This is a genomic window from Mycobacterium sp. 1245805.9, from assembly GCF_001672915.1.
In the GTDB taxonomy this organism is placed as follows: domain Bacteria; phylum Actinomycetota; class Actinomycetes; order Mycobacteriales; family Mycobacteriaceae; genus Mycobacterium.
Map to the genome: position 1 here is coordinate 1 of NZ_LZKR01000163.1, position 21,027 is coordinate 21,027.

Annotated in this window: 16 protein-coding genes and 1 pseudogene; 8 read left to right on the forward strand and 9 right to left on the reverse strand. The window is 68.6% G+C overall.

The window, feature by feature from the left end; all coding sequences use genetic code 11:
- The 7 genes from mfd to A9X00_RS22055 all read left to right on the forward strand — a co-directional run.
- Positions 1-2,921: transcription-repair coupling factor (mfd, locus tag A9X00_RS22025; RefSeq protein WP_067158381.1), on the forward strand; the 2,921-nt coding region annotated here is incomplete at its 5' end.
- Between the two features lie 2 nt (positions 2,922-2,923).
- On the forward strand, positions 2,924-3,946 hold the full coding sequence (locus tag A9X00_RS22030; protein ID WP_156772231.1) for a nucleoside triphosphate pyrophosphohydrolase: 1,023 nt from the start codon (positions 2,924-2,926) through the stop codon (positions 3,944-3,946).
- A gap of 144 nt (positions 3,947-4,090) precedes the next feature.
- Positions 4,091-4,819: a lytic transglycosylase domain-containing protein gene (locus tag A9X00_RS22035; RefSeq protein WP_156772232.1), complete on the forward strand. Its 729-nt coding sequence runs from the start codon at positions 4,091-4,093 to the stop codon at positions 4,817-4,819.
- A 45-nt stretch (positions 4,820-4,864) separates the two neighbouring features.
- On the forward strand, positions 4,865-6,154 hold the full coding sequence (eno, locus tag A9X00_RS22040; RefSeq protein ID WP_067158387.1) for a phosphopyruvate hydratase: 1,290 nt from the start codon (positions 4,865-4,867) through the stop codon (positions 6,152-6,154).
- A gap of 11 nt (positions 6,155-6,165) precedes the next feature.
- On the forward strand, positions 6,166-6,774 hold the full coding sequence (locus tag A9X00_RS22045) for a septum formation initiator family protein (RefSeq protein ID WP_067158389.1): 609 nt from the start codon (positions 6,166-6,168) through the stop codon (positions 6,772-6,774).
- The gene (locus A9X00_RS22050) at positions 6,767-7,255 is read left to right on the forward strand and encodes a DUF501 domain-containing protein (RefSeq protein WP_067158391.1); all 489 of its coding nucleotides are present in this window, start codon (positions 6,767-6,769) and stop codon (positions 7,253-7,255) included. Before A9X00_RS22045 ends, A9X00_RS22050 begins: the two co-directional genes overlap by 8 nt.
- Positions 7,249-8,193, forward strand: coding sequence for a Ppx/GppA phosphatase family protein (locus tag A9X00_RS22055; protein WP_156772230.1), 945 nt, complete (start codon positions 7,249-7,251; stop codon positions 8,191-8,193). The genes A9X00_RS22050 and A9X00_RS22055 overlap by 7 nt, the downstream gene beginning before the upstream one ends.
- Here the strand turns inward: A9X00_RS22055 and A9X00_RS30135 are convergent.
- From A9X00_RS30135 to A9X00_RS22100, 9 genes and pseudogenes are all read right to left on the reverse strand, one after another.
- Positions 8,144-8,531, reverse strand: a pseudogene (locus tag A9X00_RS30135) (hypothetical protein). The gene A9X00_RS22055 and the pseudogene A9X00_RS30135 sit on opposite strands and share 50 nt — an antisense overlap.
- Positions 8,532-8,738: 207 nt before the next feature.
- Entirely contained in the window at positions 8,739-9,419 is a 681-nt protein-coding gene (locus tag A9X00_RS22060) for a response regulator (RefSeq protein ID WP_067158393.1), read from the reverse strand.
- Complete coding sequence (locus tag A9X00_RS22065; RefSeq protein WP_067158395.1) at positions 9,416-11,983, reverse strand: sensor histidine kinase KdpD; 2,568 nt, start codon at positions 11,981-11,983, stop codon at positions 9,416-9,418. Before A9X00_RS22065 ends, A9X00_RS22060 begins: the two co-directional genes overlap by 4 nt.
- Before the next feature lie 12 nt (positions 11,984-11,995).
- Positions 11,996-12,871: a potassium-transporting ATPase subunit C gene (locus A9X00_RS22070; protein WP_067158397.1), complete on the reverse strand. Its 876-nt coding sequence runs from the start codon at positions 12,869-12,871 to the stop codon at positions 11,996-11,998.
- Between the two features lies 1 nt (position 12,872).
- Positions 12,873-15,023 carry a potassium-transporting ATPase subunit KdpB gene (gene kdpB / locus A9X00_RS22075; RefSeq protein WP_067158399.1) on the reverse strand — a complete coding sequence of 717 codons (2,151 nt, stop codon included), beginning with the start codon at positions 15,021-15,023 and terminating at the stop codon, positions 12,873-12,875.
- On the reverse strand, positions 15,023-16,693 hold the full coding sequence (gene kdpA / locus A9X00_RS22080) for a potassium-transporting ATPase subunit KdpA (protein ID WP_067158401.1): 1,671 nt from the start codon (positions 16,691-16,693) through the stop codon (positions 15,023-15,025). Before kdpA ends, kdpB begins: the two co-directional genes overlap by 1 nt.
- Positions 16,693-16,782, reverse strand: coding sequence for a potassium-transporting ATPase subunit F (locus A9X00_RS22085; RefSeq protein WP_067158403.1), 90 nt, complete (start codon positions 16,780-16,782; stop codon positions 16,693-16,695). Before A9X00_RS22085 ends, kdpA begins: the two co-directional genes overlap by 1 nt.
- 292 nt (positions 16,783-17,074) lie before the next feature.
- Positions 17,075-18,613, reverse strand: coding sequence for a cell wall metabolism sensor histidine kinase WalK (locus A9X00_RS22095; protein WP_067158408.1), 1,539 nt, complete (start codon positions 18,611-18,613; stop codon positions 17,075-17,077).
- Positions 18,610-19,383, reverse strand: a complete 774-nt coding sequence (locus A9X00_RS22100; RefSeq protein WP_067158410.1) for a response regulator transcription factor — start codon at positions 19,381-19,383, stop codon at positions 18,610-18,612. Before A9X00_RS22100 ends, A9X00_RS22095 begins: the two co-directional genes overlap by 4 nt.
- A 713-nt stretch (positions 19,384-20,096) precedes the next feature.
- Here A9X00_RS22100 and A9X00_RS22105 point away from each other — a divergent pair.
- A complete protein-coding gene (locus A9X00_RS22105) occupies positions 20,097-20,981 on the forward strand; it encodes a PPE family protein (RefSeq protein ID WP_067158412.1) in 885 nt (294 codons plus the stop codon).
- The last annotated feature ends 46 nt before the right edge of the window (positions 20,982-21,027 follow it).

Consider the following 21,027-nt stretch of genomic DNA (forward strand, 5'->3'; position numbering starts at 1 on the left):
TCACCGACGGCGTGCGGGAGCGGGCCGCCGCGCTGGCCGCCCGGCACTCCGGGGCCGAACCCGCCATCACCGGCAGCGTCACCGACATGCTGGCCAAGCTGGGCGAGGGCATCGCGGTCGACGGCATGGAGGCGCTGCTGCCGGTGTTGCGTCCCGGCGAACACGTGCTGCTGACCGACCAACTGGCCGACCGCACGCCGGTGCTGGTGTGCGACCCGGAGAAGGTGCGCACCCGGGCCGCCGACCTGATCAAGACGGGCAGCGAATTCCTCGAGGCGTCGTGGTCGGTGGCGGCGCTGGGCACCGACGCGCCCGTCGACCTGGAGCAGTTCGGCGGGTCGGGGTTCGCCGAACTGGACGACGTGCGCGCCGCAGCGGCGCGGTCGGGTCATCCCTGGTGGACGCTGAGCCAGCTCTCCGACGAGTCAGCCGTGGAACTGGACGTCCGGGCGGCGCCGTCGGCCCGCGGGCACCAACACGACATCGACGGCATCTTCGCGATGCTGCGCGCCCACGTCAGCACCGGCGGGCACGCCGCGGTCGTCGCGCCCGGCACCGGCACCGCCCACCGGGTGGTGGAGCGGCTCGCCGAGTCCGACACCCCCGCCGCCATGCTGGAGCCCGGCGCCGCCCCCAAGGCGGGTGTGGTGGGCGTGCTCAAGGGCCCGCTGCACGACGGTCTGATAATCCCGAGCGATCCCCCCAACCTGGTCGTCATCACCGAGACGGACCTGACCGGCAACCGGGCCACTGCCGTCGAGGGCAAGCGGCTGGCGGCCAAGCGGCGCAACACCGTCGACCCGCTGGCGCTGACGGCCGGGGACCTGGTGGTGCACGATCAGCACGGGATCGGGCGGTTCGTGGAGATGGTCGAGCGCACCGTCGGCGGCGCGCGGCGCGAATACCTGGTGCTTGAATACGCGTCGGCCAAGCGGGGCGGTGGTTCCGACAAGCTGTACGTCCCGATGGACTCGCTGGACCAGCTGTCGCGCTACGTCGGCGGGCAGGCGCCGGCGCTGAGCAGGCTCGGCGGCAGCGACTGGGCGAACACCAAGACCAAGGCGCGCCGCGCGGTGCGCGAGATCGCCGGCGAGCTGGTGGCGCTCTACGCCAAGCGGCAGGCCAGCGCCGGACACGCGTTCGGGCCGGACACGCCGTGGCAGGCCGAGATGGAGGACGCGTTCGGCTTCACCGAGACCGTCGACCAGCTCACCGCGATCACCGAGGTCAAGGCCGACATGGAGAAGCCGGTGCCGATGGACCGGGTGATCTGCGGGGACGTCGGCTATGGCAAGACCGAGATCGCGGTGCGGGCGGCGTTCAAGGCGGTTCAGGACGGCAAGCAGGTCGCCGTGCTGGTCCCCACCACGCTGCTCGCCGACCAGCACCTGCAGACGTTCAGCGACCGGATGGCCGACTTCCCGGTGACCGTCAAGGGGCTGTCCCGGTTCACCGACGCCGCCGAGTCCCGCGCGGTGATCGAGGGCCTGGCCGACGGGACGGTCGACATCGTGATCGGCACCCACCGGCTGCTGCAGACCGGGGTGCGCTGGAAGGACCTGGGGCTGGTCGTCGTCGACGAGGAGCAGCGCTTCGGCGTCGAGCACAAGGAACACATCAAGTCGCTGCGCACCCACGTCGACGTGCTCACCATGAGCGCCACCCCGATCCCGCGCACGCTGGAGATGAGCCTGGCCGGGATCCGGGAGATGTCGACGATCCTGACCCCGCCCGAGGAGCGCTACCCGGTGCTGACCTACGTCGGCCCGCAGGACGACAAGCAGGTCGCGGCCGCCCTGCGGCGCGAGCTGCTGCGCGACGGCCAGGCGTTCTACGTGCACAACCGGGTGAGCTCCATCGACCGGGCCGCGGCGCGGGTGCGCGAGCTGGTGCCCGAGGCGCGCGTCGTCGTCGCGCACGGGCAGATGCCCGAAGAGCGGCTGGAACGCACCGTGCAGGGCTTCTGGAACCGCGAATACGACATCCTGGTGTGCACCACGATCGTGGAGACGGGCCTGGACATCTCCAACGCCAACACGCTGATCGTCGAGCGCGCCGACACCTTCGGGCTGTCCCAGCTGCACCAGCTGCGCGGACGGGTCGGGCGCAGCCGCGAGCGCGGGTACGCCTACTTCCTCTATCCGCCGCACGCGCCGCTGACGGAGACGGCCTACGACCGGTTGGCGACCATCGCGCAGAACAACGAGCTGGGCGCGGGCATGGCGGTCGCGCTGAAGGACCTCGAGATCCGCGGCGCCGGCAACGTCCTGGGCGTCGAGCAGTCCGGGCACGTCGCCGGGGTGGGCTTCGACCTGTACGTGCGGCTGGTCGGTGAGGCGGTGGAGGCCTATCGGGCCGCCGCCGACGGGGAAACGGTCACCACGCCCGAGGAGCCCAAGGACGTTCGGATCGACCTGCCGGTGGACGCGCACCTGCCGCCGGACTACATCGCCAGCGACCGGCTGCGGCTGGAGGGCTACCGGCGGCTCGCCGCCGCCTCCGACGACGCCGCCGTCAGCGCCGTGGTCGAGGAGCTCGTCGACCGCTACGGGGCGCTGCCCGAGCCCGCCGAGCGGCTGGTCGCCGTGGCGCGGTTGCGGCTGCTGTGCCGCGCCGCCGGCATCACCGAGGTGTCGGCCCCGTCGGCGTCGACCGTGCGGTTGTCGCCGGTGACGCTGCTGGATTCGGCGCAGGTGCGGCTCAAGCGGATGTATCCGGCGGCGCACTACCGCGCCACGACGTCGACCGTGCAGGTGCCTATTCCGCGGGCGGGCGGGGTCGGCGCGCCGCGGCTGCGCGACGTCGAGTTGCTGCAGATGGTGGCCAACCTGGTGACGGCGCTGCAGGGAAAGCCACAGGTGGAGGTTGGTATAACGGGGTCACAGCCAGCACCGATGCGCGGGGAGGAGCGACGAGCGTGACGATCGTCGTCTTGTTCGATCCCCGCCGCCCGTCGCTGGTGCCGGTCGAGGCCATCGAGCACCTCGCCGGCGAGGTGCAGTACACCGAGGAGATGCCAGTCGCGGTGCCCTGGTCGCTGCCCGCGGCGCGGCCCGTGCACTCCGGGGATGACGCGCCGGTGCTGCTGTCGTCCGATCCGGACCACCCCGCCGTCGTCGCCCGGTTGGCTACCGGGGCCCGCCTGATCTCGGCTCCGGACACGCCGCGCGGCGAGCGGCTGGTCGACGCCGTCGCGATGATGGACAAGCTGCGCACCGCGGGGCCCTGGGAGAGTGAGCAAACTCACGACTCGTTGCGCAGGTTCCTGCTGGAGGAGACCTACGAGCTGCTCGACGCGGTGCGCAGCGGCAACGCCGACCTGCTGCGCGAGGAACTCGGCGACGTGTTGCTGCAGGTTCTCTTTCACGCCCGCATCGCCGAGGACGCGCCGCAGCTTCCGTTCACCATCGACGATGTCGCCGTCACACTGATGCGCAAGCTCGGCAATCGGGTGCCTGGAGTGCTTGCGGGACAATCGATTTCGCTGGAAGAGCAGCTGGCGCAGTGGGAGCAGCGCAAGGCCGCCGAGAAGTCGCGGAATTCGGTGATGGACGACGTCCACACCGGTCAGCCGGCATTGGCGTTGGCGCAGAAAGTGATTCAACGCGTCGAGAAGGCGGGCCTGCCCGTCGACCTGATCCCGGCCGAGATCACGTCGGTCTCCGTGTCGGCCGACGTCGACGCGGAAAGTGCGCTCCGCACGGCAGTTTTAGAGTTCGTCGACACCGTCCGCGGTGTGGAGAGGTCGATCGCGGCCAGCCGCCGGGGCGACGACGTTCCGGTCGAGCTGGATGTGGCGCCGCTGGGCGAGATCACCGAGGAGGAGTGGCGCGCGCACTGGCCACCCGGTGCGGTAACCGACGCCGTTGAGGCTGGGGGCGAGGAACCCGTTGCCAGGTCCAAGGCGTCCGAAGGGGGCTCCAAGAAGCGTCGGGGCCGAAAATGACCGCGGTTGGACCCCTTGGCTGACGATCGACGCCGCATCGGGGGCGCGGGCCCGGAATCGACGGGCCAGGGCCGAAACCCGTGGGACGATGGTCGTGGTCGAGGTACGTGTTGGGAAAGTCCAGGGGAGTTTCAGAGGGGCATGGTGTCGCCGAGGCGTTGGTTGCGCGCGGTCGCCGTGATCGGCGCCACCGCCATGATCCTCGCCTCCAGTTGCACCTGGCAGTTGAGCCTGTTCATCCCGGAAGGGGTGCCGCCGCCGGCGGGGGATCCGGTGCCGCCGGTCGACACCCACCTGAGTGGCCGGCCCGCGGATCAGTTGCGCCAGTGGGCCGAGCAACGGTCGGCCGCGTTGGAGATTCCCGTCGTCGCGCTGGAGGCCTACGCGTACGCCGCGCGCGTCGCCGAGGTCGAGAACCCCAAGTGCCACATCGCGTGGACCACGCTGGCCGGCATCGGGCAGGTCGAAAGCCACCATGGCACCTACCGGGGCGCGACGCTCTCGCCGAACGGTGATGTGAACCCGCCCATTCGGGGAGTTCGCCTGGACGGCACCGGGGGCACGCTGCGCATCGTCGACAGCGAGGACGGCGTGGAGGGCGGTGCGGGCGTGGTGCGCGCAATGGGGCCGATGCAGTTCATTCCGGAGACGTGGCGGCTGTACGGGGTGGACGCCCACAACGACGGCGTCGTCAGCCCCGACAACATCGACGACGCGGCCCTGGCGGCGGCGGGTTATCTGTGTTGGCGTGGAAAAGATCTCGCCACACCGCGGGGCTGGATCACCGCGCTGCGGGCCTACAACAACTCCGGTGTCTACGCGCGGGCGGTGCGGGACTGGGCGACCGCCTATGCGGCGCATCACCCGCTGTAGCAGGATGTATCGCTGACGGCGCCAGCTACGACAAGGAGAAACCCAGTGCCGATTATCGAGCAGGTCGGGGCCCGCGAGATCCTCGATTCCCGCGGCAACCCGACGGTCGAGGTCGAGATAGCTCTGATGGACGGGACGTTTGCCCGCGCGGCGGTGCCGTCCGGGGCGTCGACCGGCGAGCACGAGGCCGTCGAGTTGCGTGACGGCGGTGAGCGTTACGGCGGCAAGGGCGTGCAGAAGGCGGTGCAGGCCGTGCTCGACGAGATCGGTCCCGCCGTGATCGGCCTGGCCGCCGACGACCAGCGGCTGGTGGACCAGGCGTTGGTGGACCTCGACGGCACCCCGGACAAGTCGCGGTTAGGCGGCAACGCGATCCTGGGCGTCTCGCTGGCGGTCGCCAAGGCGGCCGCCGATTCCGCCGAGTTGCCGCTGTTCCGCTACATCGGCGGGCCGAACGCGCACATTCTGCCCGTGCCGATGATGAACATCCTCAACGGCGGCGCCCACGCCGACACCGGCGTCGACATTCAGGAGTTCATGGTCGCGCCGCTCGGCGCGCCCAGCTTCGCGGAGGCGCTGCGGTGGGGCGCCGAGGTGTACCACTCGCTCAAGTCGGTGTTGAAGAAGGAGGGGCTTGCCACCGGGCTGGGCGACGAGGGCGGGTTCGCCCCCGACGTCGCGGGCACCACGGCGGCGCTGGACCTGATCGGTCGCGCCATCGAGTTGGCCGGCTTCAAGCTGGGTACCGACGTGGCGTTGGCCCTCGACGCGGCGGCCACCGAGTTCTACGCCGACGGCACCGGCTACACCTTCGAGGGCAGCGCCCGCACCGCCGAGCAGATGGCCGAGTTCTACGCCGGCCTGCTCGGCTCCTATCCGCTGGTGTCCATCGAAGACCCGCTGTCCGAAGACGATTGGGAAGGGTGGGCGGCCCTGACCGCGTCGATCGGGGACCGGGTGCAGATCGTCGGCGACGACATCTTCGTCACCAACCCCGAACGGCTCGAAGAGGGCATCGACAAGGGCGTGGCAAACGCGTTGCTGGTCAAGGTGAATCAGATCGGCACGCTCACCGAGACCCTCGACGCCGTCGCGCTGGCCCACCACAGCGGGTATCGCACGATGATGAGCCACCGCAGCGGCGAAACGGAGGACACCACCATCGCCGACCTGGCGGTCGCGGTCGGCAGCGGCCAGATCAAGACCGGCGCGCCCGCCCGCAGCGAGCGCGTGGCCAAATACAATCAACTGTTGCGGATCGAGGAAGCCCTCGGCGACGCGGCACGCTACGCCGGCGATCTGGCCTTCCCGCGGTTCGCGCTGGAGCAGAAGTAGGTTGAAATAGCTTGACGCCCAAGCCCGATCCGAAGCGCCGCTCCCCGGCATCGCGCCCGGGGAAGGCCGGCGACTCGGTTCGGCGCCGTCGATCGGCCAAGCCCTCTGCGCCGCCGCAGCGGTCGGTGCAGGAGCGCGTCGTCGAGCCCATCAAGCGTCAGGTCGCCGAGTCCGTCGAACAGCGCTCCGATCAGCGGCTCGGGTTCACCGCGCGGCGGGCGGCGGTGCTGGCCGCGGTGATCTGCGTGCTGACCCTGACCATCGCCGGCCCGGTGCGCACCTACTTCGCCCAGCGCACCGAGATGAACCAGTTGGCCGCGAGCGAAGCCGCGCTGCGCCGCCAGATCGCCGACCTGGAGCAGAAAAAGGTCAAGCTCGGCGACCCGGCATACATTGCGGCGCAGGCCCGCGAGCGCCTCGGCTTCGTGATGCCCGGGGACATTCCGTTCCAGGTTCAGCTTCCGCCGACGGCGGCGGTGTCCCCCCAACCGGGGGCCGACGCGCCGAAACCGGCGAACAACAATCCGTGGTACACCTCGCTGTGGCACACCATCGCCGACGCGCCCCACCTGCCGCCGGCCGCGCCGCCGCCACCGGACCCCCTGGCTCCCGGTGGTTGATCGTGCCGATCTGGAAGCGGTGGCGCGTCAGCTCGGCCGCGAGCCGCGCGGGGTGCTCGAGATCGCCTACCGTTGCCCCAACGGCGAACCCGGCGTGGTGAAGACCGCGCCGAAACTCCCTGACGGCACGCCCTTTCCGACGTTGTACTACCTCACCCACCCGGCGCTGACCGCGGCGGCGAGCCGACTCGAGACGACGGGATTGATGCGCGAGATGACCGAGCGGTTGCGGACGGATGCCGAGTTGGCGGCCGCGTATCGGCGGGCGCACGAGTCGTATCTGGCCGAACGTGACGCGATCGAACCACTGGGGACGACGTTCTCCGGCGGCGGGATGCCGGATCGGGTCAAGTGCCTGCACGTCCTGATCGCGCACTCGCTGGCGAAGGGTCCCGGCGTGAATCCGCTTGGGGACGAGGCGTTGTCGGTGCTGGCCGACGACCCGGCCATGGCCGGTGTTTTGGTGGCGGGGCAGTGGTGAGCCGGCTCGCCGCAATCGATTGCGGGACCAACTCCATCCGGTTGCTGATCGCCGACGCGCGTGGCGGCCGGCTGCACGACGTGCACCGCGAGACGCGAATCGTGCGGCTGGGCCAGGGCGTCGACGCGACGGGCGAGTTCGCCCCCGACGCGATCGCGCGGACCCGCGCCGCCCTGACCGACTATGCGTCGCTGCTGAAGGCGCACGGCGTCGAGCGGGTGCGGATGGTGGCGACGTCCGCGGCGCGCGATGTCACCAATCGCGATGTTTTCTTCGCGATGACGGCCGAGGTGCTGGGCGCGGTGCTGCCCGGCGCGGTGGCCGAGGTGATCAGCGGGGCGGAAGAGGCTTCGCTTTCCTTTCATGGCGCCGTTGGCGAATTGGATAGCACCGCCGCGCCTTTCGTCGTCGTCGACCTCGGCGGCGGCTCGACCGAGATCGTGCTCGGCAGTGAGCGGGTGGTGGCCGCTTACTCGGCCGACATCGGGTGCGTCCGGCTGACCGAGCGCTGCCTGCACTCCGACCCGCCCACGCCCGACGAGGTGGCGGCCGCCCGGGCGGTGGTGCGTGAGCGCCTCGACGTCGCGCTGGGTGTCGTGGACGTCGAAGGGGCGCGGACCTGGGTCGGGCTGGCCGGCACGATGACGACGCTGTCCGCGCTGGCGCACAACATGACGGCGTATGACGCTGCGGCCATTCACCTTTCCCGCGTGCCCGATGCTGACCTGCTGGCGGTGTGCGAGCGGCTGATCGGGATGACGCGATCCGAGCGCGCCGCGCTGCCGCCGATGCACGAGGGCCGGGCCGACGTGATCGGCGGCGGCGCGATCGTGGTGGAGGAATTGGCCCGCGAGCTGCGCGCCCGCGCCGGCATCGACGAGTTGATCGTCAGCGAACACGACATCCTGGACGGCATCGTGCTGTCGATCGCCGGGTGAGTCGCATCCGCCCCATTGGCACCCGCGCGGAGGCACCACCCGTTGTGCCCGCCTCAGAGCGACTGTGCCGCCTCCCGCAGCGCGAGCACCCGTCGATGTATTCGGTGCTCGGTGGAGCGCGGGATATAACCCGGCCCGTACACCCCGCGCCGAAGCCGGCGCACCCTGTCCCGACCCGTCGCCCAACGCAGGGCATCTGAAACGACTTTCGATGCCCTGCCGGGGACGCGAAAGCCTTGCGCTTCAAGCGCATGGAGCATTTCGGCGACGGTTGCCCGCCCATTACAGGCGAGATGCATTGCGAGCACGTAGCGCAGTTCGATTCCTCGAAGGTTCATTGCCGCAGGGTCGCATACCGGTACGACATCGCCTGAACTTGTCGCTCGGAGGCGGGCAGAAAGGGTGCCGGCTCCAGCCAGATGCCAGTGTGGCGTATGTGACTTCGCCGGGAACCGTTGTGAACTCACGGCTTTCGGTGTGTATTCATGGCGGCGATGTCTCGAAATATGCACCCTCAGCGCACACCGAAAACCCTCAGCGCACACTCACGCTTCGAAGCGGTAGCCCATCCCCGACTCGGTCAGCAGGTGCTTGGGATGCGACGGGTCGTTCTCGAGTTTGCGCCTCAGCTGGGCGAGATACACACGCAGGTAATGGGTTTCGGTGGCATACGCCGGGCCCCATACCTCCTTCAGCAACTCCTCGCGGCCCACCAGCTTGCCGCGATTGCGCACCAGCACCTCGAGCATGCCCCATTCGGTGGGCGTGAGATGCACCTCGGCGCCGTCCTTGGTGACCTTCTTGGCGGCGAGATCGACGGTGAACGCGTCGGTTTCGACGACGGGCTCGTCCGTCTCCGAGGCCGCCGCATTGCGGCGGACCGCGGCGCGTAATCGCGCCAGGAACTCGTCCATCCCAAAGGGTTTCGTCACGTAGTCGTCGGCGCCGGCGTCGAGGGCCTCGACCTTGTCGGACGAATCGGTGCGCGCCGACAACACGATCACCGGCGCCGACAGCCAGCCGCGCAGGCCGGCCAGCACCTCGATGCCGGATATGTCCGGCAGCCCGAGGTCCAGCACCACCACGTCGGGCTTGTGCTCGGCGGCCGCGCGCAACGCCCCGGCACCGGTCGACGCGGTGATCACCTCGTAGCCACGCACGGACAGGTTGATCCGCAACGCGCGCAGGATGTGCGGCTCGTCGTCGATCACCAGTACCCGGGTCATACTGCGCCAAACTCCTGCGGCGCGGCCAGATCCACCACGACGGTGAGCCCGCCGCCCGGCGTGTCACCGGCCGAAATGCTGCCGCCCATCGCCTCCACGAAGCCGCGAGCCACCGACATCCCCAGCCCCACGCCGGTGGTGTTGTCGTGATCGCCCAGCCGCTGGAAGGCCTCGAAGATCTGGTCCTCGGCGCCCTTCGGGATTCCGGGACCCTCATCGATGACATTGATCAGGACGCGATCGCCCACCCGGCCCGCGTTGACCCGAACCACGCAGTTGGGCGCGTAGCGCAGCGCGTTGTCGATCAGGTTCGCAAGCACGCGTTCCAGCAGGCCGGCGTCGGCCATCACCACCGCGTCGCCCACATCGACCTTGACCCGGTCGATCGCCGATCGGTAAAACCCGGTGGCGCCCTTGCCGATGCTGACCAGCGCGCGTTGCACCGTTTCCTCCAGATACACCCGGCGCAGGTCCGGGCGGATCACGCCGGCTGCCAGGCGCGAGGAGTCGAGCAGGTTGCCGACCAGCGCGGTCAGCTGGTCGATGGATTCCTCGATGGTGGCCAGCAATTCCGCCGTGTCTGCGGGGGAGAAGGCGACATCTTCGGCGCGCAGGCTGGACACGGCGACCTTGGCCGCCGCCAGCGGCGTGCGGAGGTCGTGGCTGACCGCCGAGAGCAGGGAGCGCCGCAACTCGTCGGCCCGCACGATCGCCTCGGTCCGGCTGGCCTCCTCCGCCAGCTCGCGCTGCCGGATGAGGCCCGCGGCCTGATTGGCCACCGCGCTCAGCACACGGCGGTCGCGGGTGGACAGCTTCTTGCCGGCCATCAGCATCCAAAACAGGTCGTCGCCGACCTCGATCGCGGTGTCGGCGGAATCGACGCTCACACAAGGATCATTGCCCACGCATGCGACGATGTAGCTCTTCTTTCCGGCGGCGCGCTCCTCTTCGCTGGGCTCGCGCAGCATGCTGACCGCGCGCTGCGCATAGGTCTCCCGCACGCGCTCGAGCAGCGTCTCGAGGTCGGCGCCGCGCAGCACCGATCCGGCGAACAACGTCAGCAGCTCGGCCTCTTGGGACGCGCGCCGGGCCTCGCGGGTGCGTTTGGTCGCGCCGTCGACGAGAACGGCGACCGCGACCGCGATCAGCAACAGCACCAATTCCGTGATGGCGCTGTTGGGTTCGGCGATGGTGAAGCTGTGCCGTGGCGGGATCAGGTAGTAGTTCAGCAACATCCCGGACAACACAGCCGAAAGCGCCGCCGGGGCAACGCCTCCCAACAGCCCGACCAGCAGCACCCCGACGAAGAACAGCGCGCTCTCGCCGGCGTTGTTCAGGTACGGGTCGAGCAACGTCACCGAGACCGCACAGACGGCCGACGGCACGATGACCGCGGCTAGCCACGAGGCGACGCGTCGCTCGCGGGGCACGAGCGACCCCAGGTGCAGGCCGCGCGTGGATTCCTCGTGCGTGACCATGTGCACGTCGATCTTCCCGGACCGCTCGACGATCGTCGGGCCGATTCCCTCCTCGAAGATGCGCGCCCACCGGGGCCGCCGCGACGTGCCGATGACCAGCTGGGTGGCGTTGTTTTCGCGCGCGAAATCCAGTAGTGCCGTGGGCACGTCGTCACCGACGACGGTGTGCAGCGACGCGTCCAAGCTGTTCGCCAGCTCGCGGATCTTGCCCATCCTGCGCTCCGACACGCCGGCCAGCCCGTCACCGCGGATGACGTGCACCACCATCAGCTCGGCGCTGGACTTCGACGCGATCCGCGATGCCCGTCGCACCAATGTCTCCGATTCGGGGCCGCCGGTCACCGCCACCACCACCCGCTCGCGCGCCTCCCACATGTCGGTGATCTTGTTCTCGGCCCGGTACTTGGCCAGTGCGGTGTCGACTTGATCCGCCAGCCACAGCAGGGCCAATTCGCGCAGCGCGGTGAGGTTTCCGGCGCGGAAGTAGTTCGACAGCGCCGCGTCGATCCGGGCCGGCGCGTAGACGTTGCCGTGGGATAGCCTGCGGCGCAACGCCTCCGGGGTGATGTCGATGAGTTCGACCTGCGAGGCCTGGCGCACGATCGAATCCGGGATGGTTTCCTGCTGCTCGATGCCGGTGATCTGAGCGACGACGTCGTTGAGGCTCTCCAAATGCTGGATGTTGACCGTGGAGATCACCGTGATCCCGGCGTCGAGCAGTTCCTCGACGTCCTGCCAACGCTTTTCGTTCTTGCTGCCGGGCGTGTTGGTGTGGGCGAGTTCGTCGACCAGGACCACGTGCGGGTGGCGCGCCAGCACGGCCGGCACGTCGAGCTCGGGGAAGCTGCCGCCGCGATAGTCGACGTAATGCGGCGGGATGACCTCGATACCGTCAAGCAGCTCGGCGGTTTTCGCCCGGCCATGCGTCTCGACCACCGCCGCCACCAGGTCGGTGCCGCGTTCCAGGCGCCGGTGTGCCTCGCCGAGCATCGCGTAGGTCTTGCCGACGCCCGGTGCGGCGCCGAGATAGATGCGTAGCTCGCCGCGCTTGGGACGGTGGTCGATTACGCTCACGTCAACCATCATCCCCCTCGGGCGCTAGCTCGAGGCCGGGTATTGACGATCGAGTTGCAGGTTGAGCTCCAGCACGTTGACCGTCGGCTCCCCGAAGAACCCCAGGTCGCGGCCGTCGCGGTAGTGCGCCAGGACCGCACGTATCTGATCGGCGCCGACGTGCCTGGCCTTTGCCACGCGGGCGACCTGGATGTCGGCGTAGGCCGGGGAGATGTTCGGGTCCAGGCCGCTGCCGCTGGCGGTGACCGCGTCGGCGGGCACGACCGGGTTGGCGGCGGCGGCCCCGCGGACGGGCACGATCTGGCCGATCGTGTAGTCCTCCCCGTACTTCGCGCACTCCACCCGAACGCCCTCGTACATCGTCAGGAACGGGGCCGAGGTCGACTGGCACGGCTCGTTGACGCTCACCACGCGGGTCGGGTGCACGACGTTTCCGCGGGCGTCGCGGGGCCCGATCACGGACAGCACCGCGCCCACACCGCCGCCGGTGCAGAACGGGCGGGACCCGTCGACTCCCTCCAGCTGACCGATCGCGGTGCTGCGCGTGCACACCTGCGTCAGCAGGCTCGGCTTGCCCGGTGCATCGACGATGCTCTCCGGCCCCAGGTTGCTCGCACTCGACGACAGCGGGTCGTAGCCGTTTCCGGCCGCCGAGGGGCGGCTCTGGAAGTACTGCGGCAGCGGGTTGCCGTCCTTGTCGGTGAACAGCTGACCGATCAGCCGGCTGCCGACCGTCTTGCCGTTGGCGGTGAGGATCGACCCCTCGGCCTTGTCGTGCAGTCCGGGTATCTGCGCGACCAGCCAGACGAAAACCGGGTAGACGAGGCCGGTGATCACGGTCAGCACCAGCAACGCGCGGAACGCCGCCCAATGCATGCGGACGAAACTGGAGAACTTCATGTCAGGACATCCCCGGGACGAATTGAACGATCAGGTCGATGAGCTTGATGCCGATGAACGGGGCCACGATGCCGCCGAGGCCGTAGATGTAAAGGTTGCGGCTCAACAGCTTTGACGCGCTGCTCGGCGTGTAGCGCACGCCGCGCAGCGACAACGGGATCAACGCCACGATGATGATCGCGTTGAAAATCACCGCCGACAGGATCGCCGACTGCGGGCTGTGCAGCCGCATGATGTTGATCATGTCCAGCCCGGGGAACAGCGCGACGAACATGGCCGGGATGATCGCGAAGTACTTCGCGATGTCGTTGGCGATCGAAAAGGTCGTCAGCGCCCCGCGGGTGATCAGCAGCTGCTTGCCGATCTCGACGATCTCGATCAGCTTGGTGGGATCGGAGTCGAGATCGACCATGTTGCCGGCCTCTTTGGCCGCCGAGGTGCCGGTGTTCATCGCCACGCCAACGTCGGCCTGCGCCAGCGCCGGTGCGTCGTTGGTGCCGTCGCCGGTCATCGCGACCAGCTTGCCGCCCTCCTGCTCGCGCTTGATCAGCGCCAGCTTGTCCTCCGGCGTGGCTTCGGCGAGGAAGTCGTCGACCCCGGCCTCGTCCGCTATCGCCTTGGCGGTCAACGGGTTATCGCCGGTGATCATCACCGTGCGGATGCCCATCTTGCGCATCTCGTCGAAGCGCTCCCGCATGCCCTGCTTGACGACGTCCTTGAGGTGGATGACGCCCAGCACCGACGCCTCGCCATTGAGGCACTCGCCGACCACCAGCGGGGTGCCCCCGCCCGCGGAGATGCCGTCGACGATCTCGCCGAGCTGGGAGGGCACCTTACCGCCTTGTGCGCGTACCCATTCCGCGACCGAGCTGGCCGCGCCCTTGCGCAGCTGGTGGCCGTCCACGTCGACGCCCGACATCCGGGTGGCGGCGGAAAACTCCACCCAGTGGGCGTGGGTGAGTTCGCCCGGCGTGCGCGCGCGCAGCCCGAAGTGTTGCTTGGCGAACACGACGATCGAGCGTCCCTCCGGCGTTTCGTCGGCCAGGCTGGACAATTGGGCGGCGTCGGCCAGCTGCTCGTTGGTGACGCCGTCGAGGGGGATGAAGGCGCCGGCCTGCCGGTTGCCCAGCGTGATGGTGCCCGTCTTGTCGAGCAGCAGCGTGTTGACGTCACCGGCGGCCTCCACGGCGCGCCCGGACATGGCGAGCACGTTGCGCTGCACCAGCCGGTCCATGCCGGCGATGCCGATGGCCGAAAGCAGCGCGCCGATCGTGGTGGGGATCAGGCACACCAGCAGCGACACCATGACGATGCCGGTGACGCCACTTGCGTTGAGCGCCTGGCTGTCCGGGACGCCCGGGTTGTTCGCCTTGGAGTAGATCGCCAGCGGCTGCAGTGTCGCGACTGCGAAGACGAAGATGATCGTCAACGCGGCGAGCAGGATGTTCAGCGCGATCTCGTTGGGGGTCTTCTGCCGGTTGGCGCCCTCGACGAGGGCGATCATCCGGTCGATGAAGCTCTCCCCGGGCTTCTGGGTGATCTTGACGACGATGCGGTCGCTGAGCACGGTGGTGCCGCCGGTGACCGCCGAGCGGTCGCCGCCGGACTCGCGGATCACCGGGGCCGACTCGCCGGTGATCGCCGATTCGTCCACCGAGGCAATGCCTTCCACCACGTCGCCGTCGCCCGGTATCACCTGCCCCGCCTCGACCACGACGATGTCGCCCTGCTGCAGCAGCGGCGCCGCCACCTCTTCCTCCACGCCCGGGCCGCCGGGCTGCCAGTTCCTGAGTCGCCGCGCCAGGGTCTGGGTCTTGGCGCGCCGCAGCGTCTCCGCCTGGGCCTTGCCGCGCCCCTCGGCCACCGCCTCCGCGAGGTTTGCGAAAAGCACAGTCAGCCATAGCCATACCACGATCAACCACGCGAACCACGTCTCGTTGGCGATCGCCAGCACGGTGCTCCAGGCGGCGCCGATCTCGACGATGAACATCACCGGGTTGCGCCACAGGGTGCGCGGGTCGAGTTTGCGCAGCGCGTCCGGCGTCGACTTCCACAGCATCTTCGGGTCGAGCAACCCGCCCTGCACCCGTTTGGTGCTCACGGGTGCCCCGGCCTGCTCCTGCTCGGCGGGTTCGATGGTCGTCGCGGTCATCAGTGGATTCCTTCGGCTAGGGGCCCGAGCGCCAGCATGGGCAGGAACGTAAGCGCAACGAGGATCACCGTCACGCCGGCGACCATCCCGACGAACTGCGGCCGGTGAGTGGGCAGCGTGCCCACCGACTCCGGCGTCATGCCTTGCTTGGCCAGCGAGCCGGCCAGCGCCAGCACGAGCACCATGGGCAAGAACCTGCCGAAGACCATCGCCAGTCCGAGCGCGGTGTTGTACCAATCGGTGTTGACGCTGATGCCGGCGAAAGCCGACCCGTTGTTGTTGGCCGCGGAGGTGAACGCGTACAACACCTCCGACAGCCCGTGCGGGCCGGTGTTCAGCATCCCGGCGCGCTCACCCGGCAATGCCATCGCCGCCGCGGTTCCGGTCAGCACGATCAGTGGTGTGACCAGGAAATAGCTTGCGGCCAGCTTGATTTCGCGGGGATTGATCTTCTTGCCGAGGTATTCCGGCGTGCGGCCGACCATCAGTCCGGCGACGAACACCGTGATCACCGCCAGGATCAACATGCCGTAGAGGCCCGAGCCGGTGCCGCCGGGCGCGACCTCCCCGAGCTGCATGTTGAACAGGGCCATCATGCCGCCCAGGCTGGTGTAGGAGTCGTGGAACGAGTCGACGGCACCGGTCGAGGTCAGCGTCGTCGAGTCGGCGAACACCGCGGAGTTGGCGACGCCGAACCGCTGCTCGACGCCTTCGAAGGCCGACCCGACGGCTGTCGGCACCGTGCCGTGGTGCTGCAGCTGGAACCAGAGCATGCAAGACACGCTGAACGCGTACAGCGTCGCCATGACCGATGCGATCGCGTAGCCCTGCTTGGTGCTGCCCACCATGCGCCCGAACGTCCGTGGCAACGAAAAGCTGACCACCAGCAGCAGGAAGATCTCCAGCCAGTTGGTCCACGCCGTCGGGTTCTCGAAGGGGTGCGCGGAGTTCGCGTTGTAGAAACCGCCGCCATTGGTTCCGAGTTCCTTGATCGCCTCCTGGCTGGCCACCGGCCCCCCGGTGATGGTCTGTTGGGCGCCGCCGAGGGTGGTCGCGACCTGGTCGTGCAGGTGGAAGTTCTGGATGGCGCCGCCCGCGATCAGCAGGATCGCCCCGATGATCGAAATGGGTAGCAGGATGCGAAGCACCGTGCGCACCAGGTCGACCCAGAAGTTCCCGAGGTCGCCGGTGCGCTTGCGGGCAAACCCGCGCACCAGCGCGATCGCCACCGCCATGCCGACGGCGGCCGAGACAAAGTTCTGCACCGCCAGCCCGGCCATCTGCACCAGGTGGCCCTGCGTCGACTCACCGGAATACGCCTGCCAGTTGGTGTTGGTGACGAAGCTGATCGCCGTGTTCCACGCCAGCGCGGGCGTCATCTTGGTGGCCGGATCGTGCAGGTGCAACGGCAGCTTGTTCTGCACCAGCTGGAACGCGAACAGGAACAGGATGCTGATCGACGAGAACGCCAGCACGCTGCGGGCGTAGGCGCCCCACGTCTGCTCCGAGCGTGAATCGACACCGATCAGCCGGTAGATCACCCGTTCGACGGACGAGTCCTTGTCCGACATGTAGACGCGATACATGTAGTCGCCGAGCGGCACATGCACCACCACCAGTGCCGCGACGAGGAAGGCGAGGAAGATCAGCCCCGCGGTTGTTGTGCTCACTAGAACCTCTCCGGGAACAGCAGGGCGCCGGCCAGGTACAGCGCGAGGACAATGGAAAGCACCAAGCCGACAACGTTTTCGTAGTTCACAGCCGCTCGACCAGCTTCTGCGTCAGGCCCAGGAGGGCAAACACCGCAATCGTCACTAAGACGTAGACCAGCACGCCCATCTTGTCTCCGTTCCGCGTTTACAAACCTCAACGAGTGTCCTCGGAGGCAAGGTCAGCTTGAAACTAGACGGGACCTGAGTGGTAGGGCCGTTGGTTGACGCTTTCCTAACGGCGCCGTAGTGCACCTTTACGGTTTTTTTACGCCCGTTAGACCGCCGTATTTCGCCGAGGCTGTAAATCCGCAGACAAAGTGCGAGTGAGGGCCTGCAGGATTACAGGCTCGGCGCGCCGCCCATGGCCGGATCATCGATCATCGGCAGCCGGACTCGGAAAACCGTTCGGCCATCAGCGGATTCGGCGGTAACCGACCCGTGGTGGGCCTCTGCGATCGAACTCACGATGGCCAGGCCCAGCCCGATGCCCGACCCGTTGGACCGGGCCGTGTCGGCGCGCGCGAACCGCTCGAACAACCGGGGGAGTAGATCCGCGTCGATGCCGGGACCATCGTCGGCGACGGTCAACTCGACGTAGGGGGATTCCGCGCCGTGGCGCCGGCAGGTGATCCCTGTCGTCACGGTGACGCCCGGCGGCGTGTGCACCCGGGCGTTGCTGAGCAGGTTGCTGACCAGTTGGTGGAGCCGGGCGTGATCGCCGCGCACCCAAACCGGCTCGTCGGGAAGGTCTTTGACCCAATGGTGGGTCGGCGCCGCGACCGCCGCGTCGTTCACGGCGTTGACGACGAGGTCCGCCAGGTCGACGTCTTGGGTCTGCAGGTCCTGGCCCTCGCCCAGGCGCGACAGCAGCAGCAGCTCGTCGACGAGCACCGCCATGCGCCGCGCTTCCGCCTCGATGCGGGCCAGCGCGTATTCGGTGGTCGGCGGTAGCGCCGAGCTGTCTTGGCGGGTCAGCTCGGCATACCCCTGAATCGCGGCCAGCGGGGTGCGCAACTCGTGGCTGGCGTCGGTGATGAATTGGCGCATCCGCAGGTCGGAGTCGGCGCGATGCGCCAACGCGCTGTCGACGTTGTCCAGCAGCCGGTTCAGCGTGTGCCCGACGATGCCGACCTCGTTGTCGGGGTCGGTGTCGTTCGGCTGCACCCGGACGCTGATCCGATGGTCGTCGGTCAGCGGCATGGCGGCGACCTCGGCGGCGGTGGCGGCGAGCCGGCGCAGCGGGCGAAGGGTGATCCCGACCACCCAGATGGTCAGCCCCGCCGTAACCGCAAGGGCGGCCGCGACCAGCGCCGTGGTGGTGATGTTCTTGCGGGCGATGATCTTGTTGGCCCGGGCTTGCGATACGCCCACGACCAACAGGTCGGATCCGTAGGCCCGGCTGTCGACCCGATAAGAACCCAGGCTGCCCAGCTTCTCGGTCCGCGGCGGGGCGTCGTCGGGCCAGGGCTGGGACTCGATGGCGTGCACCACGTCGGCCGGCGCGGGCCGCGCCTCGGCCTCGGAAAAGACGGCCGAGCCGATCACGACGCGGTCGTGCAGCACGGCGATGACGTTGCCCGGCGTTTGATCGGTGAACTCCAGCATCGCCTGCGCGATGGGTTGGTTGCCGCCGCGCGTCGGACCGTGGTCGCCGTTTCGGTATCTCGTGTACGAATTGCTCAGCGCGTCAAGGGATTGGGCGACGTCGGCATCGCTCATCGCTGTGACGTAGCCGCGCAGGCTCAGCACCGAGACGATGCCGACGGTCACCAACACCACGCTGACGACGGCCAACACGCCCAGTAGCAACTGGCGGCGCAGCGAATGGGGCAGCCACCGCGGAAGGTCCCTGGATCCGGTGGCCGGCTCGGGGGTCATTCGGGTGGTCGCAGCATGTACCCAACGCCGCGAACGGTATGGATCATGGGCTCCCTGCCGGAGTCGATCTTCTTCCTCAGGTACGAGATGTACAGATCGACGATGCTGGTTCGGCCTGCGAAGTCGTAATTCCAGACGCGGTCCAGGATTTCGGTGCGGCTCAGCGCGCGGCGGGGGTTGCGCATGAGGAACCGGAGCAGTTCGAACTCGGTCGACGAAAGCGATATCTGGGTGCCGCCGCGGGTGACCTCCCGGCTGGCGGTGTCGACGTGCAGGTCGCCGATCTTCAGGGTTTCCGCCGCGGGCGGGGTCAGCTGGGTCGAGCGGCGCAACAGCCCACGCAGCCGGGCGACGAGCTCCTCGAGGCTGAACGGCTTGGTCATGTAGTCGTCGGCGCCGGCGGTCAGACCGGTGACCCGGTCCATGACGGAGTCGCGGGCGGTGAGGAACAGCGTGGGGGTGTAGGCGTCGGATTCGCGGATGCGCTGCAGGATCCGCAGGCCGTCCACGTCCGGGAGCATGATGTCGAGCACCAGCACGTCGGGGTTGACGGTCTCGAACTTCGCGATGGCCTCCCGGCCGTTGTGGGCGATGTCGACCACCCAGCCCTCGTAATGCAGCGCCATCTTCACCAGGTTGGTCAGCGCGGGCTCGTCGTCCACCAGCAAAACCCGGATCGGTGAGCCGTCGGCACGATAGATGCGGGGCAACTGCCCCAGAATGGCCTGGCGTGGCCGCTGGCCGCTTGCGTTTCCGGACATCACCGTCATGTTCCTACATTCTCCCAAGCGCACATGTGGTTGTCACGGACTTCATATAACTCTCAAATAAAAGGATTTCCCGTGGGTCACGCACGAAATTGCCGGACGATCCTTGTCGGACATTTATCGTCGGCCAAGTTGAGAAGTGCGCGATTCCCAAAGATACTGGTATGTATGGCTCTTGATGACCGCGGATCGATCCGATTCGCGGATAGGATCGCCAAATCGACTCCATAAGAATGGATTTCGTTGAGCACAAGATGTGGTAGCCGGGAGCATGCCGCTAAAGTTCGGCGGGGACACGCGACGGCCGAGGGCGGAGCTGTCCCGATTCTCGTTACGGTGAAGTTACACGGCGTTACGAATAGTGGTAGTGCCGAATGCTTTTCATAGCGTGGTCGACGAGCCAACCATCGCGAAGGCCGTTGTCGGCGGTTGACGGAGCCCTGGGCTTCGGTGCTGCGGGCCTCGGGACGGACACCGGGGATGCGACCGACCCGACCGCTTCCGGGCGGCCGCTGCCGACCGTCGCCGACGCGGACGTCCGCACCTTCGCCGGGCCTCCCGCTCCCGGTGGCCGTCGGCGGCCCCTGGGCCGTCAGGAGGTCCGTCCGGCGACGCGGCGGGGTGGCCGACCACGGTCGCGTTCCGCGGCCGCGTGGGCGACGACCCACCCGGGCGGCAACGGGTCAGCAAACTCGATCGAGGGACGGGCGTAGGCGATGGACTTCGGCGCGCTGCCACCGGAAGTCAATTCCGGTCGGATGTATCTGGGGCCGGGACCCGGAACGTTGTTGGCCGCCTCCGCGGGGTGGGAGTCGCTGGCCGCCGAGCTGGCCGACGCCGCCATCGGCTATCAGTGGGTGATCACCGGCCTCACCGACGAGTCGTGGCTGGGGCCGGCGTCGACGTCGATGGTGGTCGCGCTGGCGCCCTACCTCGCGTGGATGACCGCCACCGCGGCGCAGTGCGCGACGGCGGCCGCGCAGGCTACCGCCGCCGCGGTCGCCTTCGACGCGGCGCTCGCGATGACCGTGCCGCCGCCGCTGATCGCGGCCAACCGCGCACAGCTCATCGGGTTGATCGCGACCAACATCTTCGGACAGAGCACGCCGGCGATCATGGCCACCGAGGCCGAGTACACCGAAATGTGGGCACAGGACGCGGCGGCGATGTACCGCTACGCCGCCAATTCGGCTGCTGCTTCGGCGTTTTCGTTGTTCACCTCGCCGCCGCGCACGACCAACTCGGCCGGGCTTGCCGGAAGCAATGCCCCGACGGAGACGGCCCGATTGATCTCCTCGGTACCCCGGGCCCTCGAGGGCTTGGCCACACCGGGAGCGGCGTCCGGGGATGGATCGTCGCAGTCGGTCGAGGGCACAGCTGCCTCGGCCGGCCTCGGCCAGGCGGCCTCGCTCGGCACGTTATCGGTGCCGCCAGGTTGGGCCGATGCCGTGTCGGAGGTCATGCCGGCCCCGGCGCTGGACGCCAACGTCATGCCCGGCGGTTGGGGTGCAGGGCCGTCGTTCGGTCGTGGGCCTGCGGGTTCGGTCCGGCGAGTCGTGTTGCGCGCCAAGTCGATTCCGCGTTCCCCGGTCGCCGGATAGGGCGGCGGACAAAAAGAGCGGGGCCGCACACCGATCGGTGTGCGGC